Source organism: Burkholderia aenigmatica (assembly GCF_048627025.1).
Lineage (GTDB): Bacteria > Pseudomonadota > Gammaproteobacteria > Burkholderiales > Burkholderiaceae > Burkholderia > Burkholderia aenigmatica.
This window is the reverse complement of sequence record NZ_CP184468.1, coordinates 3,182,608-3,201,124: the sequence shown is the minus strand read 5'-3', so window position 1 is coordinate 3,201,124 and position 18,517 is coordinate 3,182,608. Positions and strand designations below refer to the sequence as shown.

Below are 18,517 nucleotides of genomic sequence, written 5' to 3'. Positions count from 1 at the left end.
CGGGATGACTGGGGGAAGAGGGCGCGACTAGCGTTTGCCGCCGGCCATGCGTCGTGAATCGGGGTGCCGGCGCAGGCGCCACATCGCGAGGCAGCCGAGGGCCGGGCCGATCGCGAGGATGCCCATGCCGCCGCGCCAGCCGAACTGCGCGACGACGTCCGGCACGAGATGGATGCTGACGAGCGTCACCAGAAAACCCGCGCAGGTCTGCGCGGTCAGCAACGTGCCGACCGAGGTGGGCTCGGCGAGTTCGGCGACGCTCGCGGAGAACTGGGCCGAATCCGCGATCACGGAAAAGCCCCACACGAACGCGACCGCGACGACGAGCGCCAGCGGCGCGCCGGACAGCCAGCCGATGGTGGCCGCGCAGGTCGCGCTCACCGCCATCGCGCCGATCGTGACGAGCGTGCGGCCGACGCGGTCGGCGAGCCAGCCGCCGGCCCAGGCGCCGGCCGCGCCGAACGCGATGACGGCGAACGTCAGCGCCTCGGCCTTCGAGCGGTAGCCGGCCACGCCATGGGACGCGAGCGTCTGCTGCAGGAACAGCCCGAGCCACGCCCACATCGCGTACAGCTCCCACATGTGGCCGAGATAGCCGAGATTGGCGAGCCGCACCGCCGGATTGCGCCACGCCTGCGTCACCTTGCGCACGTCGATGCGCGCGGCGCGTTTCAGGTTCGGGCCGATACCGGCAAAGCCGATCGCGATCGCCGCGAGCAGCGCGAAGCCGGCTGCCACGAGATAGATCAGGCGCCAGTCGAGCCCCGGCATGCCAGCCACCAGGTGCGGGCTGGCCGAGCCGAGCGTGAGCGCGCCGACGAGCAGGCCGATCAGCAGGCCGAGGTCGGCGTTGGCCCAGGTCGCGACGAGGCGGATCCCGACCGGATAGACGCCGGCCATGCACATGCCGGTCACGAAACGCAGCACGACGACGGGTGTGCCGGTCGGCGGCAGGACCGCGAGCAGCCCGGTGGCGAAGGCTGCCACCAGCGCGGAGCCCATGAACAGCCGCCGCAGGTCGTGGCGGTCGGGCAGCGACAGCGTGGCGGAAACGATGGTTCCGGCGACGAAACCCAGTTGCACGGCGCTGGTCAGCATCGCTTCGTCGAACGGCGCGATCGCGTGCGACAGCTTGATCAGCGCCATCGCCGTGGTCGACGAGAACCAGACGCCCATCGCGGCAACCTGCGCGAACAGCACGATGACGAGCGACGGCAGCTTGCCTCGCGGCACGCATCGTTCGGCGCGGCGGCCGGCCGCCGGCGCGTCGTACGGGGAAGTACGGTCCATGAGGTCCCCGTCGTCAGGCGGCTGCCGCTTGCGCGGCTGCGCCGACGCGATGGAAGCCGCGCCCGAAGTAGATGAGGCCGTCGAGGTCGCCGGTGGTTCGTGCCGCCTTGACTTCGCAGAAGAAGACCGTATGCGTGCCGACTTCGGTCACCGACGCGACTTCGCAGTCGAGCACGCTGACCGCGCCGCGCAGCACGGGCGCACCGGTTGTCAGGCGATCCCAGGCGCCGCTCGCGAAGCGCGCTTCGATCGACAGGTCCTTGGTCGCGAACTGCATCGCGATGTCGCGCTGCTCGGCCGACAGCACGTTGATGCACAGCCGCGCGTTCTCCCGCATGACCGTATTGTTGCGGCTCGCGCGGTTGATGCAGACGAGCAGCGTCGGCGGATCGTCGGTCACCGCGCACACCGCGGACGCGGTGCAGCCGGCGAGGCCGCCGGGGCCGTCGGTGGTGATGACGTTGACGGCGGCGCCGAGGCCGGCCATCGCTTCGCGGAAGGTCGCTTTGTCGACCGTGGTCTGGTCCATGTTCGATGCCTCGCTCAAATGGGATCGGTTTGGCGTGAAGATCAGGCGGGCTTGCTACCCGAGCGGTACTGCGCAGCCGTGTGCGTGGCAGGCAGGCGGTCGTGGCCGAACAGCTTGTTGCGGTAGGTGCCGCCGCCGTACGACGTCTTGTACGCGCCGCGCTCCTGCAGCAGCGGCACGACGTGATCGATCACGTCCTCGAAGCATTCCGGCACCACGGTGCGCGACAGGTTGAACCCGTCGATGCCGGTGGTTTCGCTCCATGCCATCATCAGGTCTGCGATGCGTTCGGCCGATCCCACCCACGGCACCTGGCGGCTGCCGAGCACCATCTGTTCGAGCAGCTTGCGGCGCGTCCATTGCGGGCCGGCTGCGCGCGTCATGGCCGCGACGTTCGACACGATTGCCTGGCTCTTCGTGGTGTCGATCGGTTCGTCGAGGTCGTATTTCGCGAAGTCGATGCCGAGCGACGCGGCCGCGTGCGCCAGCGCGCCTTCCGAGCTGACGTAGCGGCGATATTCGTCGAACTTCTCCTGCGCTTCGGCATCGGTGCGGCCGACGATCGGCGTGGCGCCCATGAACACCTTGACGTCGCCGGCGTCGCGGCCGAGCTGCACCGCCTGCGTGCGGATCTCGCCGACGATCTCCTTCACGGCGTCCATCTTCTGGCCGTTCACGAACACGCATTCGGCGTGCGTCGCGGCGAAGCGGCAGCCGCGCGCCGACGAGCCGGCCTGGTACAGCACCGGCGTGCGTTGCGGCGACGGCGCGCACAGATGCATCGCGTCGACCTTGTACTGCTTGCCGTGGTGATGGATCGCGCGAACCTTCGACGGATCGGCGTAGATCGCGCCGGCGCGGTCGGCCACGACGGCGTCGTCGTCCCAGCTGCCTTCCCAGAGCTGGTAGACGAGCGACATGTATTCGTCGGCGAGGTCGTAGCGGTCGTCGTGCGCGATCTGCCCGTCGATGCCGATGGCGCGCGCGGCGCTGTCGAGATAGCCGGTGACGATGTTCCAGCCGATCCGGCCGCCGGTCAGGTGATCCAGCGTCGACATGCGGCGTGCGAACAGGAACGGTTGCTCGTACGTGAGGTTGGCCGTCACGCCGAAGCCCAGGTGTTGCGTGGCCGCGGCCATCGCCGGGATCAGCATGAGCGGATCGTTGACCGGCACCTGCACCGCATGGCGCAGCGCGGCGTCCGCGTTGCCGCCGTAGACGTCGTACACGCCGACCACGTCGGCGAAGAACATGCCGTCGAACAGGCCGCGCTCGAGCTTCTTCGCATAGTCGACCCAGTACTGCAGCTCGCCGTAGCGTGACGACTGGTCGCGGGGGTGCGTCCACAGACCTTGCTGGATATGGCCCACGCAGTTCATCTCGAAGGCGTTCAGTCGGATTTCACGCGGCATGTCTACTCCTTGTCTGCAACGAAATGGGGACGAGATCAAACTCGCTTGATGTTTACTATAGTAGACGTTTGGCTACGATCAATAATCTTTCGCACAGGGGTTTACGCGAGGCGACGGGGGTGACGCAGGGGGGATGACCGGGGCGAAGCCGGCCGGGGAGAGGCCGCGCCGTATAATTTCGCTACCGCAAACCTGGAAGCCCGGCATGACGTCTTCGACCATCGATCCCACGCCCGCGATTTCGCAGCGCATTCGCATCGAACGCGAGTCGCGCGGCTGGTCGCTGGGCGACCTCGCCGAGCGGTCCGGCGTGTCGAAGGCCATGATCAGCAAGATCGAGCGCGGGGCCGCCAGCCCGACCGCGATGTTGCTCGGCCGTCTGTCGGGCGCGTTCGGTCTGCAGTTGTCGATGCTGCTGTCGCTGGCGGAGCAGTCGGGAGAACGGTTGAGCCGCCACGCCGAGCAACTGGTGTGGCAGGACCCGGAGACGGGCTACCTGCGGCGCGCCGTTTCGCCGCGCAACGGCGGCATGCTCGAGTTGGTCGAGGTGAACTTGCCCGCGGGCGTGCGGGTGTCGTATCCGTCGTCCGCGTTTACGTTCCAGCACCAGCAGATCTGGGTGCAACAGGGGACGCTCACGTTCGACGAAGGGGAACTGACCCACGAGCTTCGCACCGGCGACTGCCTGCAGCTCGGGCCGCCCGCGCCGTGCACGTTCTTCAATGCGGGAACCGAAACCTGCGTGTACGTCGTGGCGCTGGTGCGTCGCTGAACCTTTTGGCCCCCGCGCTCGCGGGGGCGCGAGCCGACGCACGCCGCGTCGACACATTCACGCGCGCGCCATGATTGCGTGCCTATCCTGTCCGTTTCGACATCCAGATCGACAGGAGACACAATGCGGCGGGTCGTATTCAACCAGAAGGGCGGCGTGGGCAAATCGACGATCGTCTGCAACCTGGCGGCGATCAGCGCGAGCGAAGGGCTGCGCACGCTCGTCATCGATCTCGATGCGCAGGCGAACTCCACGCGCTACCTGCTCGGCGACGCCGCGGCCGACGCGCAGCCGGGCGTCGCCGATTTCTTCGAAACCGCACTGACCTTCAACTTCCGTCCGGTCGACGTCGCGTCGTTCATCCATCCGACCCCGTTCGAAGGGCTCGACGTGATGCCCGCGCATCCGGATCTCGACACGCTGCACGGCAAGCTCGAATCGCGTTACAAGATCTACAAGCTGCGCGACGCGCTGAACGAGCTCGACACCTACGACGCCGTGTACATCGACACGCCGCCCGCGCTGAATTTCTATACGCGTTCGGCGTTGATCGCGGTCGAACGCTGCCTGATCCCGTTCGACTGCGACGATTTCTCGCGCCGCGCGCTGTACACGCTGCTCGAGAACGTGAAGGAAATCCAGCAGGACCACAACGCGGCGCTCGAGGTGGAAGGAATCGTCATCAACCAGTTCCAGCCGCGGGCGAGCCTGCCGCAGCGGCTGGTCGACGAGCTCGTCGAAGAAGGGCTGCCGGTGCTCGCGTCGAGGCTGTCGGCGTCGGTGAAGATCCGCGAGTCGCATCAGCAGTCGAAGCCGGTGATCCATCTGGAACCCGGGCACAAGCTCGCGCAGGAGTTCCTCGCGCTGCATCGCGAACTGGCCGGCTGATTTCGCGTCTGCCCGATGGAGACGCGGCTGCATCACGCGGCCGTTTTCCATTACGACCCGCAATTCATCCGATCATTGATCCCGTCATTAATAATCGCGGAAACGGTTTCATAATAAATCCAGAAAAAACGATTACATAAGCGACCGCTCCATTTTCAATACGTCCCGGTTTTCTAATAAATGGAATAATGGATTGGTAAATGTTGCGCGACGTCATGATCCGCTATCCTGTAAAAAGGTAAAAATACATTGCGGGACAGAGAGGTATGCATTTTTGTCTGCGCGATCGGCGCATCGCGCGTTCCAGCGGTCGCCCCGAATAGAAATAAGGGTTTACACCTAGTATTAATGCCATTTAATTGACAATTAATCGATCTAGAATGGGCTCCTTCAACTTCCCGTACTCAAATAAGTGACGGGTTGTCAATAAGGAAGTCTGCTGTCGATCCGGCTTCCAATTTTCTTTACGTCGTCTCTCGCATTGCTAACAGGAGCGTGCCCGATGTCCGTATTTGCCCCCGAAAAACTCAACGCCGATTATCAGTCCGGTATCGCCGCGTGGTTTGCGATCGCCCGTCCGGCGATCCAAGGTTTCGAGGCTGTCGTCGAACTCAACCTGCAAGCGGCCCGGACGGCGCTCGAGGAATATGAGGACAAGCTGAAGAACGCGTTCAACAGCAGCAATCCGGCCGCGGGCTTCGCCCAGCAGGTCGCAGCGCCGCAGGAAGCGGCCGGCAAGGCCGTGTCGTATGGCCGCCATCTGTTCGACATCGCGGTGTCGACGCAGTCCGAGTGGGCCAAGGTCGCGCAAGCGCAATACGAACAGAACGACAAGCGCCTGAAGGACGTGCTGGGCGAGCTGTCGAAGCATGCACCGGCCGGCTCGGCGCCGGTGGTGGCCGCGCTGAACTCGGCGCTGTCCGCGGCGACCGCCGCAGCCGACTCCGTGCGCGCAGCGACGGGCCAGGCGATCGAAGCGGCCCAGAGCGGCTTCGATGCGGTCAGCGAAACGGCAACGCGCGGCGCGAAGCAAACGGCTGCCGCCGCACGCAAGGACGCAGCAGCCGCACGCGAATCGGCTGCGTAATCGCGTAGCCACGCAAGCACGTGTCGCGCACGCGCGCGACACGATTGATCGGCGCCGGATGGCGCCGGACGCCGCGTGTGCCGCGTGGCGTCCGGTGAACGTCCGGTTTGCCGCAACGCGCCGGTGACCCGGCGAGCCGTACCGGTGTGCCGTCCGTGCGAACGGGCGCCGCTCGCCCGTACGGCGGCGTGCGACCGCTCTCGCGCCGGATGGCCCGGGATGCGCGAGCGCCAGCCGAGGCCGGCTCGCGCCGGTGTCAGAGCCGGTGTCGGAACGACGAACTGATTTCAATGCAGGAACTGGACATGACGGATGTAGTGATCGTATCGGCCGCGCGGACCGCGGTCGGCAAATTCGGCGGTTCGCTTGCGAAGATTGCGGCGCCGGAGCTGGGCGCGACGGTGATCCGCGCGGTGCTGGAGCGTGCGGGCGTGAATCCCGAGCAGGTCAGCGAAGTGATCATGGGCCAGGTGCTGACGGCCGGTTCCGGGCAGAACCCGGCGCGCCAGTCGCTGATCAAGGCCGGGCTGCCGACGGCCGTGCCGGGGATGACGATCAACAAGGTGTGCGGCTCGGGCCTGAAGGCCGTGATGCTGGCGGCGAACGCGATCGTCGCGGGCGACGCGGAGATCGTGATCGCAGGCGGCCAGGAGAACATGAGCGCGTCGCCGCACGTGCTGCCGGGCTCGCGCGACGGCTTCCGGATGGGCGATGCGAAGCTGGTCGACACGATGATCGTCGACGGCCTGTGGGACGTGTACAACCAGTACCACATGGGCATCACGGCGGAGAATGTCGCGAAGGAATACGGGATCACGCGCGAAGAGCAGGACGCATTCGCGGCGCTGTCGCAGAACAAGGCGGAAGCCGCACAGAAGGCCGGTCGCTTCGACGACGAGATCGTGCCGGTGGCGATTCCGCAACGCAAGGGCGAGCCGCTGCAGTTCGCCACCGATGAATTCGTGCGTCACGGCGTGACGGCGGACTCGCTGGCCGGGCTGAAGCCGGCGTTCTCGAAGGACGGCTCGGTGACGGCGGCGAACGCGTCGGGGCTGAACGACGGCGCGGCGGCGGTGCTGGTGATGTCGGCGCAAAAGGCGGCGGCACTCGGTCTGACGCCGCTGGCGCGGATCAAGGCGTACGCGAACGCGGGCGTGGATCCGAGCGTGATGGGGATGGGCCCGGTGCCGGCATCGCGCCGTGCGCTGGAGCGCGCGGGCTGGACGCCGGGCGACCTGGACCTGATGGAGATCAACGAGGCATTTGCGGCGCAGGCGCTGGCGGTGCACAAGCAGATGGGCTGGGACACGTCGAAGGTGAACGTGAACGGCGGGGCGATCGCGATCGGCCACCCGATCGGTGCGTCGGGCTGCCGGATCCTGGTGACGCTGCTGCACGAGATGGCCAAGCGCGACGCGAAGCGCGGGCTGGCGTCGCTGTGCATCGGCGGCGGGATGGGTGTCGCGCTCGCGGTCGAGCGCGCGTGAGCAGGGCCTGACACACGTCCCGCGTGTGGTGCCTGCCGGCGCTGCATGCGGGCGAAGCGGTTTTCGCGCACGACAAGCCGTGAACAACAAGCGCGAGGTGCCGGTGCGTGCCGCGCCCGCGACGCGGGCGGCTCGCATCGAAGCGGCGGGGCGGCAGCAGGTGCGATGCCGTCGCCCCGCCTTCATCGATTACTTTTCTGTCGGTAATTTATAGGATGACTAAGCGAATTGCAGTTGTGACTGGTGGAATGGGCGGCCTCGGCGAAGCGGTCAGCATCAGGTTGAACGACGCGGGCCACCGGGTAGTCGTCACGTATTCGCCGAACAACACCGGCGCGGACCGCTGGCTGACCGAGATGCATGCGGCCGGCCGCGAGTTCCACGCGTACCCGGCGGACGTGGCCGATCACGATTCGTGCCAGCAATGCATCGAGAAGATCGTGCGGGACGTCGGCCCGGTCGACATTCTCGTGAACAACGCGGGCATCACGCGCGACATGACGCTGCGCAAGCTCGACAAGGTCAACTGGGATGCGGTGATCCGCACCAACCTCGATTCCGTGTTCAACATGACGAAGCCGGTCTGCGAAAGCATGGTCGAGCGCGGCTGGGGTCGCATCGTCAACATCTCGTCGGTGAACGGCTCGAAAGGCTCGGTCGGCCAGACCAACTACGCGGCCGCGAAGGCGGGCATGCACGGCTTCACGAAATCGCTCGCGCTCGAAATCGCGCGCAAGGGCGTGACGGTGAACACGGTGTCGCCGGGCTACCTCGCGACGAAGATGGTCACGGCGATCCCGCAGGACATCCTCGATTCGAAGATCCTCCCGCAGATTCCGGCGGGCCGGCTCGGCAAGCCCGAGGAAGTCGCGGCGCTGGTGGCTTACCTGTGCTCGGAGGAGGCCGGCTTCGTGACGGGCTCCAACATCGCGATCAACGGCGGGCAGCACATGCACTGACGCGCAGTGGCACGGCGGTCCGGCGGCGTGCGCGCACGTGCCGGGCCGCGTTCCGCACTATCCAGTGCCAGGGCGGCGGCAGGTGCGCCGCTTCGGCTTTGCATTCCGGAGAAGGCATGGGCGACACCTGGATGGGACTCGCGATCGGCGGCACGGCACTGGCCGTCGCGCTGACGATGGCGATCTCGCTCTACTGGCTCGAGCGGCGCCGTGCGCGGCTGCTGCGGAACTTCGATCATCGCGATTGCTGGCTCGTCGCGTACGGCAGGTGCTTCGCGCGTGTGCGGGCCAAGCCGGCACGCCGCCTGCGCGGCGCGCGTTGACGACTGCATTGCGGTAGTGACGCGTCACGATTGACGAGCGGTCACGCATCGCGCGCATGCCACAGGCGACGCGCGCGGTGCCCTTGATCAATCGCTCTTTTCGCTCTTTCCACCCGACTCGCCCGAGTCGTTCTTGTGGAAGATCCGCTTCGTCGTGCGCTTGGTGGCATCCCAGCCTTCGCGCGACGCGTGTGCGACCCCGTGCCCGACCGCCTTCGCGGCGCTTGCGGTCGCGTGGCCGAAGCTGCGGGCCGCCTCGCCGGTCTTGTGCGCGGCTTCCTTCGAATCGCGCTTGATGTCCTGCTTCACTTCCGACATGTCCGCGTGCGCGATCGGGCTGATCAGCGCCAGAACGAGCGCGATACCAATGAACTGACGAACTTTCACGACCAGGTTTCCTTCTCTTGAGTAAGCGGCTTCATCGAGGATGCGCATTGCCGGCTGGCGCCGGGCGAAACGTGCCGGCCGCCGACGCGTCGAGCATCACTGCCGCGCGGCCGGCCAGCAGCACGCGCTCGCCGCAGCGCAGCGCGAAGCCGTACAGCACCGAGCGGGCGTCGCCGCTCACGCGCTCCGCTTCGACGACGAGCGGCTGTGCGAACGTGTCGAGCCGGTCGACGAACGCGTCGATATTGCGCACGCTCGCGAGATAGCCGACACGCGGACGCGCGTCGTGCGTAACGAGCAGCGCGCCGTGCACGGCCATCGCTTGCGCCGCGTATTCGATGCCGCAGACCGATGCGAGCCGGCCATGCGTGCGCAGCGGGTTGTGCGGATCGTGGTGACTCGTCGCGGTGCAGCGGATGCGGTCGGCATCCCACGCATCGACCGTCTCGAGCAGGCACATCGCGCCGTCGTGCGGAATGTGCGCGGCGATCCACGCGTGGTCGAGCGGCGGCGCGAGCGGGATCGTCGCGGTCATCACGCAGGCTCCGCAAACGTATCCGGCATCGCGACATCGACCTGCACGCGTGTGTCGGCGAGGTAGTCGAGCACGATGCGTGTCGAACGCCGCGCGGCGAGCGCATCGAGCAACGGCAGCACGCGCGCGGCCGGATTGCCGGCGCGCAGTGCGTCGAGTTCGGCATGCGCGAGCGTCGTGGCGGGCGCGTCGGTGAGTTGCACGTCGATGCGGGCGAGCGCGCGTTCGCTTGCGTCGGGCGCGAGCACGAGCGCCACGCCGAATGCGTCGCCGATCGGCCGCACCGCGCGCAGCGGTTCCGGATAGTCGGTGTCGTACGCGATCAGCAGCGTCGGCACGCGATCGACCGCGACCTGGCACAGGCTTTCGAGCAGGCCCGCGGCAAAGCTGCCGTCGTGCGCGCACAGCACGTTCGACGTCGCCATCGCGCGGGTCGCGATGCTCCAGTAGCCGGCCGGCGCGTTGTGCACGGAGTTGTGGAAGCGCGTCGGCGACAGCTGGCGATCGTCGCCGGCGAGGGTCTCGCAGATCGCGTGGCAATTCTGGCCGTCGCCGCCCGACGCGCTGAACACGGTCGCGAGCGTCGCGGCGTCGCGTCCGCTCGCGGCTACCGCTTCGTGGCCGGCCGCGAGCGCCACGCGCACGACGGGGCCCGTGCGGCGCCGCTCGGCCGACGGCAGGCCGGCCGGCGGCGGCAGTTCGGTGCGAGCCGGCGCATACGGCGCGCGGCCCGCGAGCACGTCGGCCGCGTGCGGCCAGTGGGGCAGTCCGGGGCCGACGAGGCCGATGCTTTCGATGAAGGCGGTGAGTGTCATGGCGGGCCTCAACGGCGGGCGTGGTCGGCGCGGCCGAGGATCAGGCTGCAATTCGTGCCGCCGAAGCCGAACGAATTGGAGAGGACGGCGCGTACGCGCGCATCGCGGCTCGCGAGCACGTAGTCGGCGGCGAGGGCCGGGTCGGGTTGCGTCGTGTTGACGCCGGCCGGCACGAACTGCTCGCGCAGCGCGAGCGCGGCGGCGACCGCCTCGAGCGCGCCCGCCGCGCCGAGCGTATGGCCGGTCGCGCCCTTCGTCGAGCTGCACGGCGTGCTGGCGAACAGCGCGCCGATCGCGCGGCTTTCGGCCGCGTCGTTGCTCGGCGTCGCGGTGCCGTGCAGGTTCACGTAGTCGATGTCGGTCGCGTCGAGGCCGGCGGATGCGAGCGCCTGCTCGATCGCGACGCGCGCGCCGAGCCCGTCCGGATGCGGCGACGACATGTGATGCGCGTCGCTCGATTCGCCGATGCCGAGCAGCAGGATCGCGTCGGCGTCGAGTGCGGCGGGCCGGTCGGGCACGCGTTCGACGAGCGCGAACGCGGCGGCCTCGCCGATCGAGATGCCGTCGCGCGCGACGTCGAACGGCCGGCACGGCTGGCGTGACAGCAGTTCGAGCGAATTGAAGCCGTACAGCGTCGTCAGGCACAGCGAATCGACGCCGCCGACGACGGCCGCGTCGATCAAGCCTGCCTCGATCATGCGGCGTGCGGAGCCGAACACCTTCGCGCCGGACGAGCACGCGGACGAGATCGCCATCGCCGGCCCGCGCAGCGCGAAAAACGCGCGCACGAACGCGGCCGGCGAATACGGGTTGTGCGTCTGTGCGTAGCGGAAGTCGGCGGGCAGCGCGCCGCTCGCCGGATCGCGGCGCTGGTAGGCGTGCTCGGTCTCGAGGATGCCGGCCGTGCTCGTGCCGATGAACACGCCGACGCGCGCCGCGCCGTAGCGCGCGACGGCCGCCGCGACGCTTGCGTCGAAGCCGTCCTGCGTGAGGCCGAGCTGGGCGAGGCGGTTGTTGCGGCACTCGAAGTCGGCGAGGTCGGCACGCACGGGCTGCGCGTCGACGCCGTCCACCGCGCCGATCCACGTGTCGAGATCCGCACGCTCGAAGTCGCAGCGCGTGAGCCCGCCGCGCGCGTGGCGCAGCGCATCGAGGGTCGCATCGAGGCCGCGGCCGATGCAGCTGGTGGCGGTGAAGTGCGAGAGCAGGAGAGGTTTCACGAGGGTCGCATCCGGTGGCCGGAACGGGCGCCGCAGCAGGGCTGGCAGGCGCGCCGTTCGAGGTCATATTTTATCAAACGGGGGTGCCGAACCGGCCGGCTCGCCCGGCCTGCCGGGCGGCTCCGGCGCGAGCGCCGCGCGCAGCGTGGTCCAGTGCAACTGCGCATCGGCGGCCGCGCGCAGCACCGCTTGCAGCACGTCGAGCACGACCGGTTCGCCGCGTGCGTCGCGCGCTGCGTGGCCGTCATGCACGAGCAGGATGTCGCGCGCTTCGAGACCGTGCAGCAGGCGGCGCGTGACGGTCGCGGCATCGCGCGCGCGCGTGTCGAAGCCGCGCCGCGTCCAGCTTGCGAGTTGCAGGCCGAGTTCGCACAGCACCGGTTCGAGAAACGGATTGCGCAGGCCGGCCGGCGCACGGAAGAACAGCGGGCGCGTACCGGCGAGCTCGGTCAGCGTCTGCTGCGCGGCCGCGATCTCGCGCCGCAGCGCGGCGGGCCCCGACAGCGAGAACGTGTGCCGGTGCCGCTGGCTGTGGTTCTCGATCGCGTGACCGCGCGCGACGATTGCCTCGATCCAGCGCGGATGACGGCGCGCGAGATCGCCGATGCAGAAGAACGTCGCGCGCGCGTCGTAACGGTCGAGCAGGTCGAGCACACGCGGCGTGACGTCCGGGTCCGGGCCGTCGTCGATCGTCAGGGCGATCCGGCGGCCGGCACCGGACGGCAGGCGCGTCCAGTTCGGCCCGAGCAGCGTGCTGCGCGGCCACAGGCCGGCGGCGGTCAGCGCGAGATGCGACGCGACCACGCCGCCGACGGCCCACGGCCACGTTGCCGGTTGCGCGACGACGGCGGCGGCCGCGCCTGCATGCAGCGCGGCCGTGCCCGCGATCAGCGGCGTCGGTTTCCAGCGGCGCGTGTCGCCGGGCGGTCGCGACGGAACGGACGACGGCGCGTTCATGCGCGGCTTCCTCGATGACGGTTGACGGTCGCGACCTCAGCCGCGCGCGGCGCGAGAATCGCCGCGAACCCAAGCGCGAGCATCGCGCCCGGGCCGACGGTCAGCCCGAAGGTTTCGAGCAGCGGCACGCGCGACAGCGCGAGCAGCCCGAAGCCGGCGACCGTCGCGAGGTTCGCGATCAGCAGCGACACGAGCGTGTAGGGCGTGACGGGCTGCGCGTCGTCGCGCTTGCAGAAGAACAGCGCGTAGTTCGAGCCGACCGCGACGATCAGCAGCATCCCGACGAGATGCAGGATCGTCAGTTGCACGCCGGCGAGCGCGAAGCCGGCCGTCACGACCAGCACGGCCGCGACGAGCGGCGCGAGCGCGCGCACGACGCGGCGTGGCGAGCGCAGCGCGATCAGCAACAGCACGGCGATCGCGGCAAAACCCGCGAGCGACAGCCGGATGTCCTCGTGCACGTAGCTCACGTACAGGCGATCGGCTTCGGCTTTCATGTCGACGAACAGCGCATCGGGCACGCCCGCGCGCGCGACGGCCGCGCGAATCGGCGTGGCATCGAGACTCGACGCCGGTTGCGCGGTGCGCGCGGCGTCCGGCGCGCGCAGCGGCAGCATCGCGCTCCAGCGGCCGTCACGTTCGGTCAGCAGCGCATCGACGGCGAGCGCCATCGACGTGCCGCGCAAGTCCGCGCGCGCAAGCAGCGGTGCGTGGCGCGCGGCCTCGACATCGACGATGAACGGCGCGAACAGGTCGGGCTTGACCGCGATCGGCTGGTTCGCGACGGCATCGCGCATCCGCCCGGCGAGCACATCGGCATCCGGCAGGCTGGCCAGGCGCGCGCGCTGCGCGGCGTCGCTCGGCAGGTAGCGCGCGGGGCTTTCGAAGCCGGCGAGCGCACCCCGGTCGACGAGCGGCTGCAATTGCGCGGCCACTTTTTCGGCGCCTTCGAGCGCGGCCTGTTCGGTCGAGGCGGCAATCACGACGAGGTAGCGCACGTCGGGTGCGCCGACATCGGCGCGCAACCGCGCGTCGAGTGCCTGCGCTTGCGCCGGCACGGGGCTCAGCGCGGCGAGTTCGCGGCTCCACAAGCCATCGCGATGCAGCACGAGCGTCGCGACCGCGGCGATCACCAGCACGGCGAGCGGCCAGCGCAGCCGCGGTGCGGCGTCGGCCGCGCGCGCGAGTACGGCGCCGACCCGCGACACGTCGCGGATCGCGACATGTTCGCCGCGCAGGTGCGGCAGCACGAAGCGCGTGACGAGCGCGGCGGCCGTCAGCCCGACGATCGAATACAGCCCGAGCTGCACGAGGCCCGGAAAGCCGGAGAACAGCATCGACGCGAACCCGCACACGGAGGTCAGCACGCCGAGCCGGATCGTCGGCCAGTACGCGGCGACCCATGCGCGCGTCGCGTCGGCCGGGCGTGCCGCGCCGCGCGCGCCGGCCTGCGCCGATTGCACGAACAGGTAGATCGAATAGTCGACGGCTTCGCCGATCAGCGTCGTGCCGAAGCCGAGCGTCAGCCCGTGGACCGTGCCGAACGCGAGGCTGACCGCCGCGATTCCCGCCGCGACGCCCGTCAGCACCGGCAGCAAGCCGAGCGCGAGCGTGCGCGGCGAACGGTACAGCGTCAGCAGCAGCGCGACGATCAGCACGACGCTCGCCGTCGACAGCCGCTCGACGTCGTGCCGGATCGTGTCGCGCGTGTCGACCGAGAACACGCCGGGGCCCGTCATCGCGAGCGTGGTCGCGGCCGCGTTCGGCACGGCCTGCGTCGCGGCGGCGAACGCGCGGCGCACCGTGTCGATCGCGCGGGCCTGCGCGTCGGTATCGGAACCGGCGGCGGCCGTCTGCACCACGAGCACGGCGCGCGTGCCGTCGCGCGACGCCCACACGCCGTCGCGGCTCGCCGGCTCGGCCGCGCTGTCGAGCTGGTCGACGAGCGTGGCGACTTCGCCGGTCGGGTCGCGCGGCAGCATCGCCTTGGCCACGAGGCCGGCCGACGAACTCAGCAGGTCGAGGCTGTCGCCGAGCGCCTGATGCAGGCCGGCGGCGCTGAAGCGCTGCGGCGTGACGGCCGGGCTCAGCAGGTAGCGGTGATCGAAGATGAACTGACGGTCGCGCGCGTCATTCGCGGCTTCGCCGTTGTGAACGGCCGCGAACTGCGGATCGTTGCGCAGCGCGCCGGCGACGCGTCGCGACAGCGCGGCGCGCGTGGCGGCATCGCCGCCGTCGATCGCGACGAGGATCAGCCGCGACACGACGCCGTCGCGCAACTGATCGACGAGCACGCGCTGCCCGGCGCTCGGCGCGCTCGGCAGGAAGGCGGACAGGTCGGCCGTGAAGTGGGCGCGCCCGATCGCGACGCCGCACGCGAGAAGCGCGAGCAGCCACACCAGCACCGCGCGCTGCCGCAGCGTGTGCAGGCGGCGCGCGACCGGTGACGACGAGGGCCGGGTGCGTTCGTCCATCAGTTCGGGTTCGCGGGAACGGGTTGCAGGCGCATCACCGAACGGTCGCCGTCGGCCTGCCGGATCGCGACGCTGCGCAACACGTCGCGCGTGCCGTCGAGCGTGATCGTGCTGACGACCTTCAGCATCCGCGAGTCGAGCGGCGTGAGCGTCAGTGTCCAGTCGTCGCCGCGCCCGGCGAGCGCAACCTTGTACACCTGTTCGAGCGCGAAGCGGTTGCCGGCGAGCGTCGCGCGGATGCTGTCGATGAACGCGCCGAGTTCCGGGTAGCGCGCGAGCGCGAGCGTGTACTTGCGGTTGTTGCGTTCGACGGTGAGCATGTCGCCGTCGACGACGAGGTGTTCGGGCTTCGGGCTCAGCGTGTGCTTCTCGAGATGGTCGGGCGCGACGAACACGAGCTCGCCGGACGATTCGACCGGCTGCGTCGCGATCGACAGGTATTTCGTCTCGGTGAACGTCGCACGCCCCGACTTGTGCTGCGCAAGCGTCGACATCAGCCGGTCGAGGCTCCACGCCGACCCCGCGTCGGCCGCCTGCGCGGGCGTGGCCGTCAGCGCGATCGCGGCGGCGGTTGCCGCAACGGCGACGGCAAGCGTGCGGACGGCACGATGCAGCACGGACGGGGGCGTGGGCAGGCAGCGGCGAACGGCGGTCATGCGTCGGAATCCCTCGTGGCGGACAGGCCGGCACCGGCGCGCGCCGCGTCGCTGCGCGCAGCCGTGGCATCGCCGCCTTGCCAGAAATCGAAATAGTTGAACCAGTTGTACGGTGCCGCGCGGCAATACTGGTCGAGCAGCGCGACGTAGCGCGCGAGTGCCGCGTCGACGGCCGCCGCGCGCGCGTCGCGCCGCACGTCGGAGAAGTCGGCGAGCGTCTCGAAGTGCACATCGTAGCGGTTGCCGTCGCGATAGAGGCCCGTCATGAAGATCACCGGCCGCTTCAACATCGCGGCCATGTAGAGCGGCCCGAGCGGAAACGCGGCCGGCGCGCCGAGCAGCGGCAGCCGCCGCAGCGACGCGGCAGACTCGTCGAGCAGCGTGCGGTCGGCGAGCATGCCGACCATGCAGTTCGCGTCGAGGCGCTCGCGCACCTTCAGCATCGAGTCGACCTGCCCGAGCGGAATCACTTCCGGCTGCGCGGCGGGATTCACCGCGGCGAGCGTCGCGTTGATCTTGCGCGCGTTCTTCTCGTACATCGTCACGACGACGCGCAGGTCCGGGTGCGTGCGGCCGATCGCGCGCACGACCTCGAAGCTGCCGAGATGCGCGCCCATCAGGAACGCGCCGCGTCCGCCCGCGAGCGCGTCATCGACGAGCGTCTCGCTGTGCAGCCGGATGTCGAACAGGTCGAAGCGCCCGTTCATCAGGTAGATGCGGTCGTGGATCGTTGCCGCGAACGTGAACACGTGCCGGTACACGTCGCGCCAGCGCGCGGGGCGGCCAAGCACGCGGCGCAGGTAGTCGCGCGACGCCGCGCACGCGACCGGCGAGAACAGCACGAAATACGTCGCGATCAGATGCAGCACGATACGCGCGCGCTGCCGGCCGAAGCGCAGCGAGATCCACGTCATCGCGCGCAGCAAGCCCGCATTGCTGCGCTCCTGGCGTTCGGCCCACGCGGTGCGCTTCATGGCTGCGCGCCATCCTGCGCGGCCAGCACGCCGCTCGCGACCTCGCGCGCCCCGGTGCGCAGCGTGAAGCGGATCGCGCCGCTGGCGGCCGGGTCGAACGTGAGTTCGAGCGGTTCGCCGGGGGCGACCGGGCTCAGGAATTTAGCGGAACCGAGCCGCCACGTGTGCAGCGGGCGGTTCAGCGCCGTGCCGATCGCATGGATCGCGTGATCGAGCAGCACGACGCCCGGCACGACCGGGTGGCCGGGGAAGTGGCCGGGCAGTGCCGGGTGGTCGGCGGGGATCGTGAACCCGAGCGCGGGCGCGAGCGTGCCGGCCGGGTCGCGCACGGGCGTCGGCGCGGCCGCCGCGCGCGCATGTTGCGCAACGAGTGCGGCGAGCACGTCGCGCGGCAGCTTGCCCGTTTCATTGCGCGGCAGCGCGTCGACGAACACGAGCGGGCGCGGCATGAACGCGGGATCGATCCGCTCGCGCAGCGCGCGCTGCAGCTCGGCGGCCGCGAGCGTCGGCGCGACGACCAGCGCGACGAGGCGCGTGACCGGTTCGAGGCCCGCGTCGGCGTGCGCCGGCACGGCTTCGTCGGGCATGAAGAACACGCCGTCGATCACGTCCGGAATCGCATTGAGCTGATGGTTCAGGTACGCGAGCGACGTGCGCTTGCCGGCGATGTTGACGAGGTCGGCCTTGCGGCCGTGCAGCAGGAACCGGCCGTCGCCGAGCAGTTCGAGCGCATCGCCCATCGGCACGGGGGCTTCGACGTGCCCGCCCGACACCCAGATCGTCGGCTCGCCGTCGTCGCTCTCCGGTTCGTCGCGCGGGTCGAGCCGGATGCCCGGGAACAACGCCCACGTCGCGCCTTGCGACGTGCGGCGGGTGGCGATCTGGCCGGTTTCGGTGCTGCCGTAGATCTCGACGAGCGGCGCGTCGAGCGCGGCCTCGGCTTCGCATGCGAGCTTTTCCGACAGCGGCGCGGTGGCCGACAGCACGAGCGCAGCAGGCGGCAGCGCATGGCCGGCCGCCAGCAGCGCACGCAGGTGAATCGGCGACGTGACGAGCACGCGCGGCTGCGGGATCGCGTCGAGTTCGTCGCGGATGTCGACCGGGTAGAACGGCTGGCGGTTGCTGAACGCGAGGCCGCCGATCAGCGCGAGCAGCACCGTCGACTCGAAGCCGTACATGTGCTGCGCGGGCACCGTGCCGATCAGCGTGGCCGCGCGGCCGTCGAGCAGGCCGAGGCGGTCGGCCGCCGCGCGCACGCAGCCGACCAGGAAACCCCAGGTCTTGCGGTGCGGCACCGGCGCGCCGGTCGAGCCGGACGTGAACACGTAAGCCATGATCCGCGCCGCATCGATCTGCGGGACGGCGAACGGCGCATCGCTCGCGAGTTCGCCGGGGGCGGCGTCGGGGTACGCGAAGCGCGGCAGGTCGATCGCGCAGTCGGGCGCGTCGTGCAGGCAGAACGCGTCGGGCGCGAACGACGCGAGCTGGCGGACCATTTCCGGCGTGTGGGTCGACGGCAGCAGGCTGATCTTGCCGGCAACGAGCGCGGCGCACAGGCTGACCGCGAAGCGGTAGCGGTCGCGGCACACGTTGAACACGTGGCCGCCGGCGGGCAGCGCGGCGGCCACGCGCGCGACGTCGGCGACGAACGCGCGCACGGTGACGGGCGCGCCGTCGCGCCAGGCGATCGTCTGGTCCGGCGATGAATGGAAAACCAGCGGGTGAGTCGGCATAAATCGGTCAAAACGGGAG

General features: G+C 69.6%; 19 protein-coding genes. 6 read left to right on the top strand and 13 right to left on the bottom strand.

The window, feature by feature from the left end; translation table 11 throughout:
• Nucleotides 1-27: 27 nt before the first annotated feature.
• Genes ACN8ZM_RS14965 through ACN8ZM_RS14955 form a run of 3 tightly spaced genes read right to left on the bottom strand, consistent with a single transcriptional unit; the run spans nt 28 to nt 3,231 of the window.
• Entirely contained in the window at nt 28-1,290 is a 1,263-nt protein-coding gene (locus ACN8ZM_RS14965) for an MFS transporter (protein ID WP_420210230.1), read from the bottom strand.
• A gap of 13 nt (nt 1,291-1,303) precedes the next feature.
• Nucleotides 1,304-1,819, bottom strand: a complete 516-nt coding sequence (locus ACN8ZM_RS14960) for a flavin reductase (RefSeq protein ID WP_205824662.1) — start codon at nt 1,817-1,819, stop codon at nt 1,304-1,306.
• Between the two features lie 41 nt (nt 1,820-1,860).
• The gene (locus ACN8ZM_RS14955) at nt 1,861-3,231 is read right to left on the bottom strand and encodes an LLM class flavin-dependent oxidoreductase (protein ID WP_420210229.1); all 1,371 of its coding nucleotides are present in this window, start codon (nt 3,229-3,231) and stop codon (nt 1,861-1,863) included.
• Nucleotides 3,232-3,436: 205 nt separating this feature from the next.
• Here ACN8ZM_RS14955 and ACN8ZM_RS14950 point away from each other — a divergent pair, with 205 nt between their 5' ends.
• Both ACN8ZM_RS14950 and ACN8ZM_RS14945 read left to right on the top strand, forming a co-directional pair.
• Nucleotides 3,437-4,003 carry a helix-turn-helix domain-containing protein gene (locus tag ACN8ZM_RS14950; protein ID WP_043187374.1) on the top strand — a complete coding sequence of 189 codons (567 nt, stop codon included), beginning with the start codon at nt 3,437-3,439 and terminating at the stop codon, nt 4,001-4,003.
• Between the two features lie 123 nt (nt 4,004-4,126).
• Nucleotides 4,127-4,891: a ParA family protein gene (locus ACN8ZM_RS14945; RefSeq protein WP_089451276.1), complete on the top strand. Its 765-nt coding sequence runs from the start codon at nt 4,127-4,129 to the stop codon at nt 4,889-4,891.
• Nucleotides 4,892-4,955: 64 nt separating this feature from the next.
• Here ACN8ZM_RS14945 and ACN8ZM_RS14940 read toward each other — a convergent pair whose 3' ends face one another.
• Nucleotides 4,956-5,108: a hypothetical protein gene (locus tag ACN8ZM_RS14940; protein WP_155292021.1), complete on the bottom strand. Its 153-nt coding sequence runs from the start codon at nt 5,106-5,108 to the stop codon at nt 4,956-4,958.
• Nucleotides 5,109-5,393: 285 nt separating this feature from the next.
• On the opposite strand from ACN8ZM_RS14940, the gene phaP reads away from it, so the two are divergent.
• From phaP to ACN8ZM_RS14920, 4 genes are all read left to right on the top strand, one after another.
• Nucleotides 5,394-5,978, top strand: a complete 585-nt coding sequence (gene phaP, locus ACN8ZM_RS14935) for a TIGR01841 family phasin (protein ID WP_043187378.1) — start codon at nt 5,394-5,396, stop codon at nt 5,976-5,978.
• 305 nt (nt 5,979-6,283) lie between these two features.
• Nucleotides 6,284-7,465 (top strand): acetyl-CoA C-acetyltransferase, encoded by a 1,182-nt coding sequence (locus tag ACN8ZM_RS14930; RefSeq protein ID WP_420210228.1) that lies wholly within the window; start codon nt 6,284-6,286, stop codon nt 7,463-7,465.
• Between the two features lie 215 nt (nt 7,466-7,680).
• A complete protein-coding gene (phbB, locus tag ACN8ZM_RS14925) occupies nt 7,681-8,424 on the top strand; it encodes an acetoacetyl-CoA reductase (protein ID WP_420210227.1) in 744 nt (247 codons plus the stop codon).
• Between the two features lie 116 nt (nt 8,425-8,540).
• Nucleotides 8,541-8,747, top strand: coding sequence for a hypothetical protein (locus ACN8ZM_RS14920; RefSeq protein ID WP_089451275.1), 207 nt, complete (start codon nt 8,541-8,543; stop codon nt 8,745-8,747).
• An 87-nt stretch (nt 8,748-8,834) separates the two neighbouring features.
• On the opposite strand, the gene ACN8ZM_RS14915 is transcribed toward ACN8ZM_RS14920, so the two are convergent.
• The 9 genes from ACN8ZM_RS14915 to ACN8ZM_RS14875 all read right to left on the bottom strand — a co-directional run bounded on the left by ACN8ZM_RS14915 (nt 8,835) and on the right by ACN8ZM_RS14875 (nt 18,498).
• Entirely contained in the window at nt 8,835-9,182 is a 348-nt protein-coding gene (locus ACN8ZM_RS14915) for a hypothetical protein (protein ID WP_420210226.1), read from the bottom strand.
• Nucleotides 9,166-9,669: a hotdog family protein gene (locus ACN8ZM_RS14910; protein WP_420210225.1), complete on the bottom strand. Its 504-nt coding sequence runs from the start codon at nt 9,667-9,669 to the stop codon at nt 9,166-9,168. Before ACN8ZM_RS14910 ends, ACN8ZM_RS14915 begins: the two co-directional genes overlap by 17 nt.
• Nucleotides 9,669-10,484 (bottom strand): beta-ketoacyl synthase chain length factor, encoded by an 816-nt coding sequence (locus ACN8ZM_RS14905; protein WP_420210224.1) that lies wholly within the window; start codon nt 10,482-10,484, stop codon nt 9,669-9,671. Before ACN8ZM_RS14905 ends, ACN8ZM_RS14910 begins: the two co-directional genes overlap by 1 nt.
• A gap of 8 nt (nt 10,485-10,492) precedes the next feature.
• Entirely contained in the window at nt 10,493-11,704 is a 1,212-nt protein-coding gene (locus ACN8ZM_RS14900) for a beta-ketoacyl-[acyl-carrier-protein] synthase family protein (RefSeq protein ID WP_089451272.1), read from the bottom strand.
• Nucleotides 11,705-11,767: 63 nt separating this feature from the next.
• Entirely contained in the window at nt 11,768-12,661 is an 894-nt protein-coding gene (locus ACN8ZM_RS14895; protein WP_043187394.1) for a polysaccharide deacetylase family protein, read from the bottom strand.
• Complete coding sequence (locus tag ACN8ZM_RS14890) at nt 12,658-15,135, bottom strand: MMPL family transporter (RefSeq protein ID WP_420210223.1); 2,478 nt, start codon at nt 15,133-15,135, stop codon at nt 12,658-12,660. Before ACN8ZM_RS14890 ends, ACN8ZM_RS14895 begins: the two co-directional genes overlap by 4 nt.
• Nucleotides 15,135-15,791, bottom strand: a complete 657-nt coding sequence (locus tag ACN8ZM_RS14885; protein ID WP_420210222.1) for an outer membrane lipoprotein carrier protein LolA — start codon at nt 15,789-15,791, stop codon at nt 15,135-15,137. Before ACN8ZM_RS14885 ends, ACN8ZM_RS14890 begins: the two co-directional genes overlap by 1 nt.
• Entirely contained in the window at nt 15,788-16,765 is a 978-nt protein-coding gene (locus ACN8ZM_RS14880; RefSeq protein WP_420210221.1) for an acyl-CoA synthetase, read from the bottom strand. The genes ACN8ZM_RS14885 and ACN8ZM_RS14880 overlap by 4 nt, the downstream gene beginning before the upstream one ends.
• Nucleotides 16,762-18,498 (bottom strand): AMP-binding protein, encoded by a 1,737-nt coding sequence (locus tag ACN8ZM_RS14875; RefSeq protein ID WP_420210220.1) that lies wholly within the window; start codon nt 18,496-18,498, stop codon nt 16,762-16,764. The genes ACN8ZM_RS14880 and ACN8ZM_RS14875 overlap by 4 nt, the downstream gene beginning before the upstream one ends.
• Between the last annotated feature and the right edge of the window lie 19 nt (nt 18,499-18,517).

What these genes read in the sequence shown, in the direction of transcription:
- ACN8ZM_RS14905 (WP_420210224.1), bottom strand. Translation starts at nt 10,484, where the DNA reads ATGACACTCACCGCCTTCATCGAAAGCATCGGCCTCGTCGGCCCCGGA.
- ACN8ZM_RS14960 (WP_205824662.1), bottom strand. Translation starts at nt 1,819, where the DNA reads ATGGACCAGACCACGGTCGACAAAGCGACCTTCCGCGAAGCGATGGCC.
- phbB (WP_420210227.1), top strand. Translation starts at nt 7,681, where the DNA reads ATGACTAAGCGAATTGCAGTTGTGACTGGTGGAATGGGCGGCCTCGGC.
- ACN8ZM_RS14940 (WP_155292021.1), bottom strand. Translation starts at nt 5,108, where the DNA reads ATGACGTCGCGCAACATTTACCAATCCATTATTCCATTTATTAGAAAA.
- ACN8ZM_RS14920 (WP_089451275.1), top strand. Translation starts at nt 8,541, where the DNA reads ATGGGCGACACCTGGATGGGACTCGCGATCGGCGGCACGGCACTGGCC.
- ACN8ZM_RS14915 (WP_420210226.1), bottom strand. Translation starts at nt 9,182, where the DNA reads ATGCGCATCCTCGATGAAGCCGCTTACTCAAGAGAAGGAAACCTGGTC.
- ACN8ZM_RS14945 (WP_089451276.1), top strand. Translation starts at nt 4,127, where the DNA reads ATGCGGCGGGTCGTATTCAACCAGAAGGGCGGCGTGGGCAAATCGACG.
- ACN8ZM_RS14930 (WP_420210228.1), top strand. Translation starts at nt 6,284, where the DNA reads ATGACGGATGTAGTGATCGTATCGGCCGCGCGGACCGCGGTCGGCAAA.
- ACN8ZM_RS14950 (WP_043187374.1), top strand. Translation starts at nt 3,437, where the DNA reads ATGACGTCTTCGACCATCGATCCCACGCCCGCGATTTCGCAGCGCATT.
- phaP (WP_043187378.1), top strand. Translation starts at nt 5,394, where the DNA reads ATGTCCGTATTTGCCCCCGAAAAACTCAACGCCGATTATCAGTCCGGT.
- ACN8ZM_RS14885 (WP_420210222.1), bottom strand. Translation starts at nt 15,791, where the DNA reads ATGACCGCCGTTCGCCGCTGCCTGCCCACGCCCCCGTCCGTGCTGCAT.
- ACN8ZM_RS14895 (WP_043187394.1), bottom strand. Translation starts at nt 12,661, where the DNA reads ATGAACGCGCCGTCGTCCGTTCCGTCGCGACCGCCCGGCGACACGCGC.
- ACN8ZM_RS14955 (WP_420210229.1), bottom strand. Translation starts at nt 3,231, where the DNA reads ATGCCGCGTGAAATCCGACTGAACGCCTTCGAGATGAACTGCGTGGGC.
- ACN8ZM_RS14880 (WP_420210221.1), bottom strand. Translation starts at nt 16,765, where the DNA reads ATGAAGCGCACCGCGTGGGCCGAACGCCAGGAGCGCAGCAATGCGGGC.
- ACN8ZM_RS14910 (WP_420210225.1), bottom strand. Translation starts at nt 9,669, where the DNA reads ATGACCGCGACGATCCCGCTCGCGCCGCCGCTCGACCACGCGTGGATC.
- ACN8ZM_RS14965 (WP_420210230.1), bottom strand. Translation starts at nt 1,290, where the DNA reads ATGGACCGTACTTCCCCGTACGACGCGCCGGCGGCCGGCCGCCGCGCC.
- ACN8ZM_RS14890 (WP_420210223.1), bottom strand. Translation starts at nt 15,135, where the DNA reads ATGGACGAACGCACCCGGCCCTCGTCGTCACCGGTCGCGCGCCGCCTG.
- ACN8ZM_RS14875 (WP_420210220.1), bottom strand. Translation starts at nt 18,498, where the DNA reads ATGCCGACTCACCCGCTGGTTTTCCATTCATCGCCGGACCAGACGATC.